Below are 18,941 nucleotides of genomic sequence, written 5' to 3' on the forward strand. Positions count from 1 at the left end.
GCGGCTTTGGCTTTGGCCATCAACCTGACCCTGTGCCTGGTTGTTTTTTTTGATAACCCCAAGGGCGTGGTCAACCGGGTCTTCACTCTGTTGATTCTTTCCTTTGTAGGCTGGAATGCCGGGGAACTAATCATGATCAACAGTGACCAGCATTCCATGGCTCTGATTGGAGTAAAAATCATTTTTGCGGGAGTTTTTCTCTTTCCCGTCTTCTTCTTGCATTTTTCCTACGTTTTCCCCCAGAAATTCACTCGTTTCTTTGATGGCTGGCGCAGCACCCTTCTGTATGCCGGGCCAGTTATTCTGCTAATTCCTTTTGTCCTCCTGCTCCAGGTCGATATCGGGCGGGTCCTGCAGATCGGCTCCATCTTTTACTACGTCTTTACCTTCAAAGGCCCCCTGGAATCGCACGTCCTGGCCTGGGTCTTGAGCTTGATTGGTTTGGGATATTTTAGTTGGGGTGTTTTGAATTTCATCCTTTCTTACGGCCAAACCAAGATCGCCCGCCAGCGTCTGCAAATCCTCTATCTTTTGGTAGGCATCTGCTCCATGTTCATCATCGGCCTGGTTCTGCATGTGGCCAACTATTTCTTTGAACTGGGCTACTCTTTCTTCTTCGTGGCCAGTCTTTATTCCCTGTTGATCAGCTTCTTCTTTGCTCTGGCCATCGTCAAATACCGTTTGGTAGACATTCATTTCATTATCCGCGGGGGCATTCTTTATTCGATCCTTACCGGATTGGTCCTGGTGATCTATGTCCTTTTAATTAAAAACGTTTGTGACATTCTGGCCAATAAGTTTGGGACCACTTCATTACTCGTAGAAAGTGTTTTCATCCTTGTTTTGGTCTTCCTCCTGCGGCCACTGGAGAGGAGGGTAGAAGAATTCATTGACCGATTTTTCTACCGGGACCGGTATCTTTTCCGGCTCAAGTTTTTCGAGTTCACTCGCACCCTTCTGAACATCCTCGACCTGCAAACCCTTTCCCGGGCCACAGTGGAATTTATTTCCCAGGCTCTGGTTGTGAATAAGGTAGGAATATGGACCCTGGACGTGGAAGCGGATTCTTACCGGATGACCAGTCAGACGGGTTTCTTAGAGGAGAGGCCCTTTGCGGAGGAAAGCTCCTTCATCGCCTACTTGAAGAAATCGCAAAGGGCTGTTGAGCTGGAATACATCAAGAACTATTATCCCCTCCAGGCCGACGTAAAAGAAATGATGATTGAACATATTGCTCTGGTCATTCCCTTCCAGTGGGAGGAAGGCCTGCTGGGGTTTTTGTTAGTGGGGGATAAACGGAATGGAAAGAATTTCACGATCATGGAAATCGAAGCGTTGGAAGCCCTTGCTCCGGCTATGGCCATGGCTATTTCTCGGGCTCTTCTTTACCAGAACTTGAAGAGGAAAGATCTGCAGATGATGCAATCAGAAAAACTGGCAGCCTTGGGAGAGATGGCCGCTTCCTTTGTCCATGGAATTCGCAATCCCCTGGGCATCATCTCGGGTTCAGCGGAGACCCTGAAGAAAAAAATTCCTGAACCTGTCCAGTCGGAAATGATTCAGTTCATCCGCGAGGAGTCCGAGCGCATCAATCGCATGCTGACGAACTTTCTGGAGTTTGCCAAACCGAAACCCCCTACCTTCCAAGAGGTAAACCTGAAGGACATTCTGAGGCGGACAGTGGATTTAAGCTCCATTCCTGCCCGCGAGAGGGGGGTTCAGGTCGTCCAGGAATATCCCCAGGATAAAGTCTCCCTTTTCTTGGATCCGGAACAGATCCATGAGGCCTTCGTCAACTTGGAGTTGAATGCTCTGGAAGCGATGCCTGCGGGAGGGACGCTGCGTATTACCTTGACCCAAAAAGAGAACAAGGATGTCATCATCCGAGTCAGCGATACAGGCGTGGGTATCCCTGCAGGGAGAGAGTCCAAGATCTTTGACCCCTTTTTTACTACGAAAGAGCAAGGTACGGGTTTAGGCTTGACCATTGTCCATACGGTCGTTAAAAACCACGGAGGAACGATCTCAGTGGCGAACAACGATGGAGGGGGAGCAACTTTTACCATTTCCCTTCCCGTACCCAAGGGGATGCTGGGGTGTTTTGGGGCCATAGGCCCTGCCCCGGCGAGCGACGGGAACGCTGAGAATCGCTAAGCACTTAGCGCTATGCGCATAGCGTTTTTTATTTTGTCATTTGGAGATTTATGAAGCCGCGAATTTTGATTGTTGACGACGAAATCCGCATGCAGCGCATTTTCGAGATTAATTTCAGCCCGAAATATGAAGTTCTAACTTGCGGGGATGGGGAAGAAGCTCTGCAGGTGGTGAAAACGAAAGACGTCACCCTGATGGTTACGGACCTGAAAATGCCCCGCATGAACGGAATGACCCTGCTGCAGGAAGTGCGCCAAATCCATCCTGAACTCCCCATAATCATTACGACAGCTTATGGGACAGTTGAAGGGGCAGTTCAGGCCATGAAAGAAGGAGCCGTCGATTATATCCTCAAGCCCATTAAGATGGATGAGATGGAGCTATTGATCGAAAAAACTCTATCGGTATGTCGCCTGAAAGATGAAAACCGCGACCTTCGGCAGGAGTTAAAGACCCTCTATGGACCCAAGAATATTGTAGGCAGCCATCCGGCTATGCAGAGAGTCATCCAGCTCATCCAACAAGTAGCGGGGACAAGGGCTACCGTGCTCGTTCAGGGTGAGAGCGGCACAGGTAAAGAAATAGTGGCCAGAGCCATCCATTACGAAAGTGACCGTTCGAGTAAGCCCTTCGTGGTCATCAATTGTGCAGCCATTCCCAGTAACCTCCTTGAAAGTGAGCTTTTCGGCTATGAAAAGGGAGCCTTCACCGGTGCGGTGAAGACGAAAAGGGGGCGCTTGGAGCTGGCGGATAAGGGAACGCTTTTTCTGGATGAGATTGGGGAGATGCCCAAAGAACTCCAAGTAAAAATCCTGCGGGTTTTAGAAGAGCAGAAGTTCCAACGGGTTGGCGGCATGGAAGATATCGAAGTAGATAACCGGATTGTTGCGGCCACCAATAAAGACCTGAAACAGGCTGTGGAAATAGGAGCTTTTCGGGAAGACCTTTATTACCGTTTGAATGTGATCATCATTCCGATTCCTCCCCTGCGCGAGAGGAAAGAAGACATTCCCTTACTGGTTGAGCATTTCTTGGATAAGCACCGTGGGATAGGCAAGAAAAAAAATAAGGGAATAAGCGAAAGAGCACTGAAATGTTTAATGGAGAACACCTGGCCAGGTAATGTAAGAGAACTTGAAAATGCCCTTCTTCGGGGTTTAGTCCTTTGCCGTTCCGATTATATAGAAGTTGAAGACCTGCCTGAAGAGCTTACCATTCAGGAAAAAGAGGAAGAGAAAACCGTCGCTGCCGACCGGCACGAACTTAAGCAGATGAAAAAACAAGCCCAACAGAAAATGAAGGAGGAGATTGAGGGAAATTTCATCATCGAAGCCTTGCGTAAAGGGGAGGGGAATATCCAACGATCGGCAGCTATGGTCAACATGGACAGAAGGCAGTTCCAGAACTTAATTAAAAAATACGGAATTGCTAAGGAAAAATTTGGAAAAAATTGATGCGAAAAATAATTTCGCACTTGGAAGAAAAACTTCGCAGCTAATAACTTATTGTAGTTATTTAATAATTTTTAATTTACGACCTAGCGTAAGCCATCAAGCCTATTTTCCCCCTTTCCATTATGCATTTCCTTAAAAAATTAATTAATAATATCAGTTGGTTTTAAAAAATACTGCTGTCGCCCCGGTGGCCCATATTTTGCTAAAAATCTTAAAAAAGGCTTTAACAGGAGGGTAAAATGGCCATTGGGGACTTAATCCGCAACATCAAGAAAAAGGCATCAGGGCAAAAGCTCACCAGTCTCGAGCCTTATTACCCACCGACGCAAAACGTTCCCATCGGGCTTCCCAAACAGGTGGAGAGCCTCTGCCCGGAATGCCGGAAATTGATCCCGGCCAAAATTCTCGAACGAGATGGAAAAGTACTCATGGAGAAGACCTGTCCAGACCACGGGTTTGTGCGAGACCTGGTGTATTCTGATGCGGAGCTTTATAAGAAGGTTGAACGGTGGACCTACGAGGATGGGGACGGAATCCTGAATCCACAGATTATCGGGGCGAAGGTGTGCCCGGATGACTGCGGAGTTTGCGACCTGCACATCAGCCACGCCGCCGTGGCCAACATCGATTTAACCAATCGATGTAATTTGAGATGTCCCATCTGCTTTGCCAACGCCAATGTGCAGGGGTACGTGTATGAGCCGACTTATGAGCAAGTATTGGAAATGCTCGCCATGGTCAGGAATATAAAACCTGTTTTTCCTCCAGGGGTCCAATTTTCCGGTGGAGAACCAACCATTCATCCTCGGTTCCTGGACATCCTGAAAGCAACCCGGGCCATGGGCTTCAGCCATCTGCAGATTGCTTCTAATGGGATCCGCATCGGTAAAGATCTGGAGTTTGCCAGGCAGTGCAAGGAAGCGGGCCTCTATACCGTTTATTTGCAGTTTGATGGGACAGGAGATGAAGTGTATCAGAAGACCCGGGGGCTGTCCGGCCTCTGGGAGTTGAAGGTCAAAGCAGTGGAGAATGCCAGAGAGTCAGGCTTGCGGATCGTTCTGGTGCCGACGATCATCAAGACCATCAATGATCATCAGGTGGGAAATATTCTGCAATTTGCCATTGATAATTCTGACGTCATCAGCGGAATCAGCTATCAGCCCGTGGCCTTCACCGGGCGGATCTCGGTTGAAGAACGAGAACGGCAACGCTACACCTTGTCCGACTTGGCCAAGGATATCGAGAGCCAAACCGGTTATCTCAAGGCCATGGAGGATTGGTACCCTCTGTCAGTGACCTCTCCTTTTTCCAAGCTGCTCAGCGCCATTTGGAAGTATGAAGTGATGAAGATTACCTCCCATGCGGATTGTGGCATTGGCTCCTACATCTTTGTCAATTGCCAAACCAAGAGTGTCACCCCGATCACCAAGATAATCGACATCGAAGGGTTCACCATGGACCTGAACAACCTGGTGAAACAGAAGATCTCTCATATTCGGGCCTTGACTGCCCTCAGCGCTCAGCATCTGCTGAAGAAGCACTTCCGGGAGAAGGAAGCAAAGGACGGGATGACCCCGGAAATCTGCTTAGAGCTTTTCCAGGGGGTGGTGGACAAGGAGGCCCAAAAGCGCGTGGAACTCATTTACAACTGGAACATGTTACTCGTGGGGGGTATGCACTTCCAGGATTCATATAATTACAACGTGGACCGAGTGAAGCGTTGTTCCATCCACTATGCGGCGCCTAATGGCAGGATGTACCCCTTCTGTGCGTATAATTCCGGACCCGTTTTCCGAGAAAAGATCGAGCGCCAATACTCCATCCCCTTAGAAGAATGGCGCCAGCGACATCGCCACTTGGAGGAAGATAGTTATTTCCTCTACCGGTCCTAAATAACCCCTCTTAGAAAAAAGGGAGGCTGATTTCAGCCTCCCTTTTTTATTGCCCCCTTTTTAAAAATTTATAAACCCTATGCGCCATGCGCTCTGCGCTTAGTAGCTTTTTTTGGAAAGGATTAAGGTTGATGGACTTTTTACGAAGCCATCAAGGTTGAGGCCCCCGAAATCCATAGTAGTAGCGGTAGAGAAGGAGAATACCGATGATGAGGAGGATAATGGGCCCGACCAGGTCACTCCAGGCTTCAAAGGACGGAAAAAATTCAATGACAAAATTCACAACAAAAAGAATAATGCCGATGCCGCCAACGATCCAGCCCGCCCAAGTGTGACGATTGATCAGAAAGAGCCCCACGCCGATGGCCACTAAGATTAATGGCCAGCTTGTTTCAAAATGAAGGATATAAAGGCGATGCAGGAGTAGTAAGATCCCCAGTGTTACCAGAATGAGCCCACCCAATAAAAGGCCTTTTTTCCCTCGCGCCATTTTTACGTTTTGATACCTCCCGTTTGAATTTTATTACCATGTTTGATAAAATAATTCAATGGAAAAGTTTAAACCGCTAAGCGCTTAGCGCTATGCCCATAGCGTTTTTAATTCTTTATGATCAAGTTCATAGAAAATTTAGAGCGGCACCGGTTTTACAAGCCGCAGATAGTCTACCACCAGGCGATCCCTTCCCAAGGGGGGCAATGGGCAAGGTTGGAAAGGGAGTTACCTCCTTTATTGACCCAGGCCCTGGCGGAGCAGAATATTGATTCTCTTTACTCCCACCAGGCCGCAGCCATCCAAAAAGTTCGGGAGGGGAAGAATGTAGTCATTGCCACGCCAACGGCCAGCGGCAAGACCTTGGCGTACACCCTGCCGGTGATCGAGTCTCTTCTCCAAATCCCAGACTCAAAAGCCCTGTACCTCTTCCCCTTGAAAGCGCTGGAGCAAGACCAATTGAAGGCCCTGGAGGAATTTATTTCCCCGATTAAAGGCCAGATCAAATTTCAGGCCGTGATCTATGATGGAGATACGTCGAGTTATCGGCGGAGGAAGATTCGCGAATCTATTCCCACGATTTTGATCACCAACCCGGACATGGTCCATCTCAGCCTGCTCCCGTTTCATACCCAATGGGAGGAGCTCTTCCGCAACCTACGGTATGTGATCATCGATGAGCTCCACACTTACAAAGGGATATTCGGCTCGCATCTGGCACAAATTATCCGCAGGCTGGAACGGATCTGTAACTTCTATGGATCAAGGCCCCAGTTCGTCGCTTGTTCGGCAACCATTGCCAACGCCAAGGCATTTGCTGAGAAGCTGATGGGCCTTCCCTTCGAAGCTGTCGAAGAAAGCGGTGCACCCCGTGCGGGGAGGAATTTCCTTTTTCTGAATCCTACGATGAGCCCCTACACCTTGGCCGTGAAACTTTTCCTGGACTGCCTCGACGGCGGCTTTCGTACTTTGGTCTTTACCCAGGCCCGGAAGATAACGGAACTCCTGCACACCTGGGTTTTAAAGGATCGCCCGGACTTGAAGAACCGGGTGAGCTCCTACCGTGCCGGGTTCCTTCCGGAAGAACGCCGGGAGATCGAAGCCAAACTGGTATCCGGCGAACTTTTGGGAGTCATCTCCACCAGTGCCTTGGAGTTGGGAATTGACATTGGAGGTTTGGATGTTTGCATCCTGGTGGGCTACCCGGGTACAGTCGCAGCTACCTGGCAGCGAGGTGGCCGGGTAGGAAGAGCAGATCGGGAGTCTCTCATTGCCTTAATCGCCCAGCCAGACGCTCTGGACCAGTATTTCATGCGCCATCCGCAAGATTTCTTCAGCCGGGGGTTTGAGAGCGCGATAGTGGATCCGGACAATTCCGTAATCGTTTCCCGACACTTAGTCTGTGCCAGTGCTGAGATACCGCTGCGGATGGAGGAAGATGTTTTCCCATTGCAAAAATACGATCCCCTTCTGGATCAACTGGTTGCCGAAGGGGAACTTCTCCGCAGTGCCTCGGGCCGGGAATGGTTTTCCCACCGGGTTTATCCCCACCGGATGGTGGACATTCGTTCCGCGGGAGAAGGTTTTACCATCTTCGAAGAAGGGACGAAGCGAGTGGTCGGGAAGATCAGCGTGCCGAGGGTTTACAGCGAATGTCACCCGGGAGCGATCTACCTGCATAAAGCCGACCCGTACGTAGTCACCCATCTGGACCAGGGGAAGAGGGAAGTCTGGACCAAACAGGTGGAGGTGGATTATTATACCCGCGCGCTATCAGAGAAAGAGACCGAGATCCTCTCTGTGGCCCAAACCCAGAATATCGCTCAGTTCACAGCCTGTTTCGGCAGGTTAAAGGTCACCGAGAGGGTTAGGGGTTTTGAGAAGCGGCGCATCTTCGGCCAGGATCTTCTCAGCGTCCATGAATTAGAGATGCCTTCCCACGTCTTTGAGACCATGGGATTGTGGATGGTCCTTCCTGAAAGCATCTCTCAGCAAGTGAAGGAAGCAGGGATGCATTTTATGGGCGGAATCCACGCCATCGAACATGCCTCCATCGCCCTTTTCCCGCTTTTTGCCCTCTGCGATCGGAATGACGTGGGAGGAATTTGCTACCCGGTGCATCCCCAGTTGGAGAAGCCAGCAATTTTTATCTATGACGGATACCCCGGAGGGGTTGGCTTGGCCGAATATGGCTATGGCATGCTGGAAGAGCTTTTGAAAAAAACCCTTTCTCTGATCCGTGATTGTAACTGCTTGGACGGCTGCCCATCTTGCGTCCACTCTCCCAAGTGCGGGTCGGGAAACAAACCCTTAGACAAGCGTGCTGCGGAATTCATCCTGGAATGGTTATTGGGGGGAAAGGAAATTAAACCCCAAATAGCGGATAGAGCTCAGACGAGGCCTTTGACGCTTCCGGCTAATGTTTTTCTCGGGGGGGATTCTGAAATTGCCGAGCCCGAGGCAATTACCCGACCTCAACATCCCCTTTGGCTAAAGGAAAAAATTTCTCGCCACCGTATTCTTTTTCTGGACCTGGAAACCCAGAGGAGTGCCGAAGAAGTCGGCGGCTGGCAGAACAAACACCTGATGCGTTTGGCTGTGGCCGTAGTTTATGATTCGAGGGAAGATTCTTTTGATATATTCAAAGAAGATCGTGTCCATGACTTGATCGCCAAACTGAAGACCGCGGACCTGGTTGTTGGGTTTAACATCGCTGATTTCGATTACCATGTCCTGAAAGGTTACTCTCCTTTTCGCTTTTCTGAACTCAAGACCTTTGACATCCTGCAAGAAATTTCCAGGCAATTGGGTTATCGTCTTTCCCTCAACCACCTGGCCCACAAGACTTTAAACATGGAGAAATCCGCCGATGGCTTACAGTCATTGCAGTGGTTTAAAGAAGGGAAGATCGAAGAAGTGATTGCCTATTGCCAAAAGGACGTAGAGATCACCCGGGACCTCTTTCTCTTTGGCCTGGCCAACGGTCACCTACTGTTCGAGACCAAATCTGGCCAGCTCGTCCGCCTGCCTGTGGATTGGAATTTGTCGAGAATTATAAAAAAATAAAAATGCAGGGTGGAGGGGATTGACCCTATACCCTACACCCTTTTTTTCAACAGACCCGGCAGAGGAGGATAGGTACGGTGGCCGTATGAATAATCTTGTTGGCCACACTTCCCAGGACGAACTGGGTGAGCCCGGTGCGCCCGTGAGTGGACATGGCGATAAGGTCGAAGTCGCGGTCTCGGGCATGATCGACAATTTCCTGGGCATCGTGGCCATAACGGACCACTGAGTTTACGTTGACCCCCACGCTTTTCAGATTCTCCTCAACTTTCGCCAGGTATTCCTCCGCCTCGCGGACGACATTCACCTGATGTTGAATAGGGTCCATCCCCGGGAAGGTGTAGGCCAGCGCCACCCGCAAGAGGGTGACTTCTGCCCCATGAATCTTGGCCAACCATTCTACTCGGGGCAGAATTCCTTCGGCCAGCTTGGAACCATCTAAGGGAACTAAAAATTTTTTAAACATCATGGCCTCCTTTCTTTAATTCCAGAGTAGAGAAATTTTCTTTTGAAAAACAGATGAACACAGATTATCAGGGTTTCGTTATCCGGACATTGAAAAGAAGGAACTATAAAAAAGCTATCTGGGTTTATCCGTGTAAATCTGTGTCCCGAGTTGCAATTATAAATTATTCTTTCTGATTACTTTCTGGGAGAGGATGGCAATGCCTACTAACCCCAGCCCGACGAAATCGTAAACCAGGACCGGATAAACTAAGGCCAGCCCGGCGATGATTAGAATGGCCCGCTCATAAGGGGTGGCCCGTTTGAACATCCATCCATCCATGCCCGCTGCCAGGGCAAAGATACCCACCAGGGCTGTTATAAAGGTCCAGATGATATTAAGCGGATCACCCTTAAAAAGCAAAGCCACGCCGTCGGGATGAAGGGTAAAATTAAAGGGGACGAGGAAAGCAGGTAGAGTATATTTCCAGGCCTGCATGGTCGTTTTGTAGGGATCTCCCCCGGTGAGCGCAGCGGCGGCAAAGGGAGAAAGAGCGGTGGGGGGGGAGACCTCCGAGAGGATAGAGTAGTAGAAAATAAACATGTGGGCGGCAAAGTCAGGGACGCCCAGCTTCATCAGGGCAGGGGCGGCGATCACCGCGCAGATGATGTAGGAAGCCGTCACGGGAACGGCCAGACCGACGACCCAGACTACCAAAGCCGTGAAGATGGCGGTCAAAAGGAGGCTCCCTCCGGCATATTCGATGACGATGGAGCTGAATTTCAGCCCCAGCCCGGTGAGGGTGACTACGCCCACGATAATTCCGGCCGAAGCACAGGTGGTGGCCACGGAAAGCACCCCGATGGAACCGCTCCGCAGGGCATTGATTAATTTTTTCGGGAAAAGGGCGGTATCCGGTCGGATAAAGCTGACTGCCAACGCAATCACGGTAGCCCAGAAGACAGCCATGATGGGCGTAAACCCCACGACCATGATGACGACGATGGCGATGAGAGAAGTAAAGTGAAATCCATAAAGCCGGGTGAGTTGCCATAAAGAATAGGTGTGGTCGAAGGAGATAACTTTGGCCCCAAACTTTTTAGCGTCAAATTCCACCATAAGGAAGATCCCCCAGTAATACAAGATCGTTGGGATAGAGGCCATGACGATGACGTCCAAATAGGAGATCTTCAAAAACTCAGCGATGAGAAAAGCGGCCGCTCCCAACACCGGCGGGGAAAGGATGGCGCCGATGCCTCCGGCCGCTAAAAGACCTCCTGCTGCTTCTTTACTGTATCCGGCCTTGGCCAGCATGGGATAAGCCACCGAACCCAGGGTGACCGTGGTGGCCACCCCGCTGCCGGAGGGTCCTCCGAGGAGAAACGAGGCCAGGGTCACGGTTCGACCCGCCCCGGTTGGCTTCCCCCCCATGGCCGAGAGGGAAAAATCGATGAAGAATTTTCCCGCCCCGGAAAATTCCAGGAAGGCTCCGTATATCGTAAAGAGGATAATATAGGTAGAGGAGACATCGACGGGCACGCCAAAAATTCCCTCCAGAGTCATATACATGTGTCCAACGAGTCGGTCAATGCCATATCCCCGATGGGTCCAGGGGGGAGGAAGCCAAGGCCCGATATAGGCATAAACCAAGAAAGATCCAACGACAACGGGAAGAATCCAGCTCGTCGTCCGGCGGGTTGCTTCCAGAATCAAAACCATCAGCAAACCACCGAAGATTAAGTCCCAGGAGGTGGGCGTCACGGCGCGGTAAATGAACTCTTCGAAATCGAGGAAGATGTAAACGATGGTTGCAACTCCCAAAACGGAAAGGAGGTAATCATACCAGAAAATCCTGTTGCGAAACCGTTTGAGGGACGGGAAAACCAGAAAGGTTAAAAAAAGGACGAACATGACGTGAATCCCCCGGAGGATCTGGGTCATGATTATCCCGATAGCGGCGTAAAGATGGATAAGGGACATGGCCACGGCCACGGTGGTGATGAATATCCCCATCTTACCGGACAGACGGCGGGAAGGTCCCTCTTCTTCCTCGATAAAGGCTTCAGCTTTTTTCAGCCGTTCTTCAGTAATCAGTTCTTCTTCAGGAGCTAAAGAAGGTTTTTCCTCTTCCTGCATACCTGTCCTTTCTATGAAGGAATAAAATCAGGCTTTCCAGGAGAACTCTGCCGGGCAACATGAGAATTTTTTTTGTGGGGAAGCCTTCCCCTCCCACGGCAACCCGAAAAAGATTGTCAGCAGGAGGAGGATATAACCGTTTATTTAAACTTGATTCCCTTTTCCTGGTAGTACTTAATCGCTCCCGGATGGAAAGGCAGCGAAGAACCAACTGCGGCGGTGGCTAAGGTGAAGTTCTGGGCTTCTTTATGCACCGCTACGAGTTCCGGCTGATGTTCGAGAAGGACTTTTGTTATGTTATAAGCCAGCCCGGCATCCATTTTCTCATGGCAGATTAAGAGATTGGCCACACACACCACCTGGACGTCAGCATCCATACCCGGGTAAATGGCTTTAGGTATGGGCAGTTTGAAGTAAACCGGCCCATATTTCTGGGTCAACTTATCAAGATGATCAGCGTTGTTTAAGACTTTAATCTTAATCCCTGGCGTGGCTGCTAAATCTAAAACGGCGGCAGTGGGCAACCCTCCATCCCAAGTGAAGGCATCTATCTTACGATCCTTCAAAGCTCCAGCGGATTCAGCTACCCCCAGGCGATCCCGCTTAATATCTTTCTCCCCATCAATGCCGTAGCTTTCCAGAACCCTCATGGTTTTAACTTCGGTCCCGCTCCCCGGAGATCCTGTGGATACCCGCTTTCCCTTGAGGTCGGAAACGGATTTAATCCCCGATCCTTCCACAGTTACAAAGTGCATGTAATTGGAATAGATGACCCCAATCGTTCGTATAGGAATCGCTCCACCGGCCTTGAATCTTCCAAGTCCCTTCCAAGCATCATATCCGATATCGGCCATGATAAGGGCCAACTCGGCTTTTCCTATCTGGATGAGTTTGCAGTTGTCCACAGAACCAGCCGTTACTTCAGCCGTGGCTTCCGTGTTGGGAATATACTTGGAGATGACATTGGCCATTCCGCCCCCGAGGGGATAATATACACCGCCTGTTCCCCCCGTACCGATGGATAGACGCACGGCCTTGCTCTGGGCCTCTCCCGAACTCCCAAAGGAAAGGGTGAAAATAATGGTTAATAGAATCGTCAAAGTGCCCAAGTGTCGCTTAGAACCCATCGCGAATTCTCCTTTTCTAATAATAATATTTACTTTTTTCTGGCGCGAGGCTCTTTCTTACCACATATTGATTTTGGCAACAAGGGGAAAAAAGATCGGCTGGCATAAGGATTATAGACAATCGGCAAAAGGTGCAAGGTTCAAGACGCAAGGAATAAGGCTCAAAGAAAGTTATAATCTTCAAGTTGAAAGTTTCAAGATAAAAACGCTCATGCCGCAACTCGCAACTCGTAACCTGAAACCTGAAAATTAAATTAGATAACTTTTTCTTCCTTTAACCTATCAATTCGGACCTGGTCGTAGCCTAAAACTTCTCTTAGAAGTTCTTCGGTATGTTCTCCCAATAAGGGTGGAGGAATCTGGTATTGAACGGGAGTTTGGGAGAGTTTCATAGGAGATCCGACGACTTTGTACTTGCCAGTCACCGGATGTTCCATTTCCACCACCATCTGCCGTGCCAGAATTTGCGGGTCTGCGAATACCCGGTCGATGGTGTTGATGGGACCGCAGGGGATCTCAGCCGCAGCAAGGAGCTTGAGCCATTCCTCAGAGTTTTTTTCGAGGAAAATTTTCTGAAGAAAAGAAACCAATTCTTTCCGGTTGGCCACGCGTTGCGGATTGGTCGCATATCGGGGGTCGTCCATTAAATATTCAAGCTGGGCCAGTTTACAGAATTTTCGCCACTGGTTATCATTGCCGACACCCAGAGCGATGTAAATCCCGTCTTTGGCCTGAAAGGTTTCATAGGGAACGATGTTGGGATGGGCATTACCGGACCGCCAGGGAACCTTACCGGAAATCAGGTAGTTGCTGGCCTGGTTGGCCAGCCAGGCGACCTGGGAATCCAAGAGAGCAATGTCAATGCGTTGGCCGGTTCCGGTTTTTTCCCGATAATGTAGAGCGGCAAGAATAGCGGAACAGGCAAATAAACCAGCGGTGATGTCCACGATGGCTACGCCCACTTTCATCGGCGGGCCGTCAGCCTCGCCGATGATAGACATCAGGCCGCCCTGCGCCTGAATGATGAAATCGAAACCAGGGAGGTCCCGGTAAGGGCCGTCCTGCCCATATCCAGTGACGGAAGCATAAATGATTTTAGGGTTAATGGCTTTGATGTTTTCGTAACCCAGGTTCATCTCGGCGAGGCTACCCGGCAGGAAGTTTTCCAGCAGGACATCACTCCTTTGAGCTAAGCGATGAATAATTGCTTGTCCTTCTTTTTTTTTCAGGTCGACGGTGATGCTTTTCTTATTGCGGTTGGTGCAGAGGTAATAAGCGCTTTGATCGCCAGCCCACGGTGGACCCCAGTGCCGGGTTTCATCCCCTACCCCCGGCCGTTCTACCCGGATGATCTCGGCTCCCAGGTCGCCGAGCATCATGCTGCAGTAGGGCATGGCCAAGACGCGGGACAGGTCTAAGACTTTGATATCTTCTAAAGCTTGCGGCATAAGACCCTTGTTTCCATTGCCTGGACGCCGAAAAAAAGCTGGAGGGGATTTGCCAACCCCCTCCAGTTCCGGCCACTCGCGCCTTAAATTTAATAGGACGCAGATTTGCGCAGATAACCGCAGATACAAAAAAGACGCTATGCGCATAGCGCTAAGCGCTAAGCGACTTTCTGTGTACATCCGTGTCCAAAAAGGAAATTCCTATACAATTAAGTTAAATTTTTTATCGGTTGATGTTCGAGTATTTCCCCTTGATTCTTTCCGCCCGGACTTCCTCCGGGTTGGGAGCACCTTTGATTTCTTTTAACGATTGGCCTTGCGAAATCCCAATTGATCTAAGGCGATGATGGTCTTCTGGATGTTGGCCGTTCCTTCGACAATGGCAATGGATTTAGCGTCCCGGTAATAACGGGCTACAGGATACTCCGTGGAGTATCCATAAGCACTGAGAATCCTCATGGCAAAGTCTGCGGCTTTCCCGGCCACTTCGCCGGCAAAATATTTGGCCATGGAAGTTTCCAGCACATTGTTCAAAGACCCCTCATCTTTCTGGACAGCCGCGCGGTAAACTAGAAAACGGGCAGCTTCCAGTTCCGTGGCCATGATGGCTATCATATCTTGATTCATTTGAAACTGACCAATCTGTTGCCCGAATTGCACGCGCTCATTACAATACTTGACCGACGCGTCGAGGCAGGCCTGGGCAATCCCTAACCCTCCGGCGGCACAGGAAAGGCGGGTCTGGTTCAGGGACCCGAAGACATGCTTTACGCCATCCCCCAGGGAGCCCAGCAAGGCATCCTTAGGAAGTTTGACGTCCTCGAGGAAAATTTCTCCTGTAGGCGCGGAGTGCAGACCCAGCTTATCCAAAGGGCGAGTGGTGATCCCGGGAAGGTGCATGTCCAACAAAAATGTAGAGAGTCCTTTGCTCTTGGCCGCTGGGTCATGGTAAGCATAAAGGATACAGAGATCGGCCACTTGGGCGTTGGAAATCCAGGTCTTCGCTCCATTGATCAAAAAATAATCTCCCTTAGGGATTGCCGTGGTCTTCAGGGACATGACATCCGAGCCGGCGTTGGGTTCGGTGATGCCGAAGCAGCTGATCTGTTCTGTGGAGACCAAGGGGGGAATATATTTTTTCTTTTGCTCTTCCGTGCCATACCGCAGGATGGAAAAGGCCGGGCCAAAGGTCTGCATATTAAAAGTAACCCGCAAAGAAGCGCTGGCCCGGGCGATCTCTTCCGTAATGATCGTCCCGGCCAAAAAACCCATTCCATTTCCTCCGTATTCTTCGGGAATAATGGTCCCGTAAAAACCCAAGTCAGCCATTTTCTTGATAACCTCTCGGGGGAAATAATGTTCCGAGTCCCATTTGTCCGCAAAGGGAGCGATTTCCTTTTCGGCAAAGTCCCGGGCCGTCTCCCGAATGGCTTGTAATTCTTCACTCAATTTGAAATCCATTTTCCCTTTCCTCCTTATGAGCCAATCGCTCAAAGCTAACGGCTGGCGGCTCATAGCGGATAGCTGAGAGCTAAGAACGATGAGCTAATTCCTTTGAACCAACTTGCTATTTTATTCGATAATCATCATGACCATATCGGTTTCACAAGTCTGGCCGACGGAGACCCGAATTTCCTTCACCACACCGGATATCGGGGCCACGATGGGCATCTCCATTTTCATGGCCTCCATAACGGCCACCTCGTCATCTTCTTGCACCCGGTCGCCTACTTTCACCTTAATGTCTACGATCTTTCCCACCATAGGGGCTGTTACATTTTGAGCCATAAAAAAGTCTCCTTTCTTTTTACTCCTCATTATTTTTTCGAGAATGTCTTTCAGTTAACATTCTACCCAAAAACCGCTATTGCCAGCAAAGAAATCTTAGGCTTTGCTTCTGCCCCTCAAAACTTCATGATTTCTTGCTGGCAAGAACAGGTTTTTAAGCCGCAAGACGAAAGAACTATTCACCTATACCCCATGGGTATTATTTTGTCAACCTCTATGAGAGGCGCAAGGCGCAAGGTGTAAGGCAATAGGCGATAGGCTATTGGCAAGAGGGAAAAGGTAGTACCCATAGCCTATCGCTTTAATTCTTAGCAGTTTCTTTTTTATTGACTTTTGACCTATGGGCTATCTATAGTTGATCGAGCAGGGCTTAGGAGATTTGACTTCAATTGTAGATCAAACCCAATTCGAGACGAATTGCATCGGCAATGTTGTTTAAACTTAATTTCTTGCCAAGGGGGGCCAAAACCTTAAACTTATGGTTGGCCCGTTTTATTCCCCACTCCTTTCTCTTTGTCATCCTATTTACCTTTATTGCCTATTTGATGGGGATCTTCGGCGCCTATAAGGGTCCCTTTGACATGGTTAAGTTCTGGGTCAATGGATTTTGGAACTTCCTTGCCTTTGCTATGCAAATGGCCCTGATGGTGTTAACGGGTTTTAGCGTAGCCAGCGTTCCCCTCGGCCAAAAAATTTTGCGGTATTTGGCGGTAGTCCCCAAGACCCCCCGGGGAGCCATTATGTTCCTGACGGGAATAATTGCCGCCATCTCCTGGCTTCATTGGGGTATCGGGATTGTCGCTGGAGCGTTCTTAGCACGGGAGATGGGGAGGAGAATCCCGAAGATCGATTACTCCCTGCTTGTGGCCAGTGCTTACATCGGGATGGGCGCAGGAACTTTCGGTGTGTTTTCTTGGGAACCCCTAGCCGTTAGCAAAGCAGGACATTTTTTTGTAAAAGCCATTGGCATCATTCCCCTGAGCCAAACCTCTTTTAGCACCATGGCCCTGTTAGGAGTTGGTTTGGGAACCCTTGCGGTAATAGTGCTGATGGGCCTGATCTGCCCCAAAGACGAAGATGCTGTCCCTCCCGCAGCAGAAATTTTAAAGCGTTTTGAGGAAGAAGACACCTTGGAAGTTGCTTCTACCGTCGCCGAGAAGGAGCTGAAAAAGAGAGGGGAAATGTCCTTTGGCGTTTGGTTGGAGCACAGCCGGTGGCCGGTTTGGTTAATCTCCATCATGGGATTTTCTTATATCGTATATTGGTTCTACGGGCGAGGGTTTGACCTCAACTTAAATATTCTGAATTTTGTCCTTCTTTTTTTGGCTCTTTCCCTCCATGATACTCCCATGCGTTTTTTGAAATCCATGGAAAGGTCAGCCCGCCCTGCTTATGGGATTATTGTTCAGTTTCCTTTCTATGCCGGAATTCAAGGAATGCTGTCGTCATCGGGGCTGGCGACCATCCTATTTCAGTGGCTCGTGGCAACTTCTTCGGCAGCGACTTATCCTCTCTGGGTTTACCTCGATGCGGCTGTGGTCAATCTTTTCGTGCCGACATCAGAAGGTATCTGGGAAATTCAGGGTTCACTGGTTATAAAAACGGCCCAAGGGCTAAGCGCAAGCATTCCCCGAGCGATCAGCGCTTTTACTGCCGGGGAGATCATTGGGAATCTCATTCAACCCTTTTGGGCTATCCCTTTGCTGGGAATTTGCGGTCTTTCCATGCGCGATATTATGGGCTATTGTCTTTTGGCTTTTATCCTCCTTTCTTTGCTCTGGATTCTCGGCGTAACCTTTTTACCATTATAAAAAAAAGCATAGCGCCTAGAGTAAAAAAATGCTCGGCTAAAGTTTTTCATCGATCTGCCCTATGCGCTAAGCGCAATACGTTCTTTATCGGAGGGAGCCAAATGGCTGAGATTACCGGGAGAGATAGGATTCGGGCTTGTATGAAGCGGTCGATCGCGGACCGAATTCCTGTTGGTTTAATTTTGGGCCCTTTCAAGGCGCGGGTGCTGGGATGCTCTTTAAAAGATTATTGGACCGACGGAAAAAAATTGGCCGAAGCCACGGTGGCCTGTTATGAACTTTTCCAACACGATAGCTTGGATATCTCCTGGGATATCGTCATGGAAGCAGAAACGGCAGGGGCACCTTTAGAATTTCCCGACGACAGCGTGCCGCGGGTGCAGCATTATATTCTTTCGCGAAAATCCGCTTTGGCTTCGTTAAGGCTTCCCGATCCTGATTGCAGTGGCAGATTTCCCCTATATATAGAAGCCTGTCGGACAATAGCCAACACCCTGCAAGGACCTTCCTTATCGGGAACGATCACCGGGCCGTGGACCATCGCTGCCGGCCTGAGGGGGGCACAGGAATTGATTTACGACACAGCAGATGATCCCTCTTTTGTAGAAGACTTGATGAAGTTTACCACCGAGGTTACAAAAATACTCGGCTCACGGGTCATCGGAACGGGTCTTTCCTTGACGATGGGGGAGGCTGCTTCTTCCTGCAGCCTGATCTCCCCGGCGATTTACCGACGGTTCATCAAGCCGTGTCATCAAGAAATCGTTCAATTTTTCCGGGAGAGAAAAGCGGGCTTATCCTTGCACGTCTGCGGTTACATTGACCCCATCATGGAAGACCTGGTTGATTTGGGTATCGTCGCCTTGAGTTTAGACAGCCCTTCATCTTTAAGAAGAATGGTGGAAGTTTCCCATAAGAAGATCATATTGGTGGGAAACGTGGCCACGTCTCTCTTTGTCAATGGGACAAGGGAGGAAATAGAATCTTCTGTGCAAGAATGCATCCGCGTAGCCGCTGCAGGAGGGGCCTACATCGTTTCCTCCGGTTGCGAGCTTCCTTACAATGCCACGCGGGAAAAGGTCCAGTTCTTCATCCAAGCAGCGCGGGAATATGGGAAAGCCGAGAGGATT

13 protein-coding genes are annotated in these 18,941 nt (G+C 49.7%); 6 read left to right on the forward strand and 7 right to left on the reverse strand.

Translation table 11 applies throughout. The features are described 5' to 3' along the window. From Q7V48_01975 to Q7V48_01985, 3 genes are all read left to right on the forward strand, one after another. Window positions 1–2,154, forward strand: a 2,154-nt coding sequence (locus Q7V48_01975; protein MDO9209505.1) for an ATP-binding protein, incomplete at its 5' end; no start/stop codon positions are given. A 50-nt stretch (window positions 2,155–2,204) separates the two neighbouring features. Then, on the forward strand, window positions 2,205–3,608 hold the full coding sequence (locus Q7V48_01980; protein ID MDO9209506.1) for a sigma-54 dependent transcriptional regulator: 1,404 nt from the start codon (window positions 2,205–2,207) through the stop codon (window positions 3,606–3,608). 239 nt (window positions 3,609–3,847) lie between these two features. Next, window positions 3,848–5,500, forward strand: a complete 1,653-nt coding sequence (locus Q7V48_01985) for a radical SAM protein (protein ID MDO9209507.1) — start codon at window positions 3,848–3,850, stop codon at window positions 5,498–5,500. Between the two features lie 151 nt (window positions 5,501–5,651). Here the strand turns inward: Q7V48_01985 and Q7V48_01990 are convergent, their stop codons facing one another. Next, a complete protein-coding gene (locus Q7V48_01990; protein ID MDO9209508.1) occupies window positions 5,652–5,990 on the reverse strand; it encodes a DUF5668 domain-containing protein in 339 nt (112 codons plus the stop codon). A 117-nt stretch (window positions 5,991–6,107) separates the two neighbouring features. On the opposite strand from Q7V48_01990, the gene Q7V48_01995 reads away from it, so the two are divergent. Next, the gene (locus Q7V48_01995; GenBank protein MDO9209509.1) at window positions 6,108–9,056 is read left to right on the forward strand and encodes a DEAD/DEAH box helicase; all 2,949 of its coding nucleotides are present in this window, start codon (window positions 6,108–6,110) and stop codon (window positions 9,054–9,056) included. Window positions 9,057–9,102: 46 nt separating this feature from the next. Here Q7V48_01995 and Q7V48_02000 read toward each other — a convergent pair whose 3' ends face one another. The 6 genes from Q7V48_02000 to Q7V48_02025 form a co-directional block, all read right to left on the reverse strand. Beyond that, on the reverse strand, window positions 9,103–9,525 hold the full coding sequence (locus Q7V48_02000; protein MDO9209510.1) for a universal stress protein: 423 nt from the start codon (window positions 9,523–9,525) through the stop codon (window positions 9,103–9,105). Between the two features lie 153 nt (window positions 9,526–9,678). Then, on the reverse strand, window positions 9,679–11,637 hold the full coding sequence (locus Q7V48_02005; protein MDO9209511.1) for a TRAP transporter fused permease subunit: 1,959 nt from the start codon (window positions 11,635–11,637) through the stop codon (window positions 9,679–9,681). 140 nt (window positions 11,638–11,777) lie between these two features. Next, entirely contained in the window at window positions 11,778–12,764 is a 987-nt protein-coding gene (locus Q7V48_02010) for a TAXI family TRAP transporter solute-binding subunit (GenBank protein ID MDO9209512.1), read from the reverse strand. A gap of 254 nt (window positions 12,765–13,018) precedes the next feature. Continuing rightward, complete coding sequence (locus tag Q7V48_02015; GenBank protein ID MDO9209513.1) at window positions 13,019–14,212, reverse strand: CaiB/BaiF CoA-transferase family protein; 1,194 nt, start codon at window positions 14,210–14,212, stop codon at window positions 13,019–13,021. A 303-nt stretch (window positions 14,213–14,515) separates the two neighbouring features. Then, complete coding sequence (locus Q7V48_02020; protein ID MDO9209514.1) at window positions 14,516–15,673, reverse strand: acyl-CoA dehydrogenase family protein; 1,158 nt, start codon at window positions 15,671–15,673, stop codon at window positions 14,516–14,518. 111 nt (window positions 15,674–15,784) lie between these two features. Continuing rightward, complete coding sequence (locus Q7V48_02025; GenBank protein ID MDO9209515.1) at window positions 15,785–16,000, reverse strand: biotin/lipoyl-containing protein; 216 nt, start codon at window positions 15,998–16,000, stop codon at window positions 15,785–15,787. A 428-nt stretch (window positions 16,001–16,428) separates the two neighbouring features. Here Q7V48_02025 and Q7V48_02030 point away from each other — a divergent pair, with 428 nt between their 5' ends. Both Q7V48_02030 and Q7V48_02035 read left to right on the forward strand, forming a co-directional pair. After that, window positions 16,429–17,811: a TIGR00366 family protein gene (locus tag Q7V48_02030; protein MDO9209516.1), complete on the forward strand. Its 1,383-nt coding sequence runs from the start codon at window positions 16,429–16,431 to the stop codon at window positions 17,809–17,811. Window positions 17,812–17,912: 101 nt separating this feature from the next. Beyond that, window positions 17,913–18,941, forward strand: a 1,029-nt coding sequence (locus Q7V48_02035; GenBank protein MDO9209517.1) for a uroporphyrinogen decarboxylase family protein, incomplete at its 3' end; no start/stop codon positions are given.

Source organism: Deltaproteobacteria bacterium (genome assembly GCA_030654105.1).
In the GTDB taxonomy this organism is placed as follows: Bacteria; Desulfobacterota; SM23-61; order SM23-61; family SM23-61; genus JAHJQK01.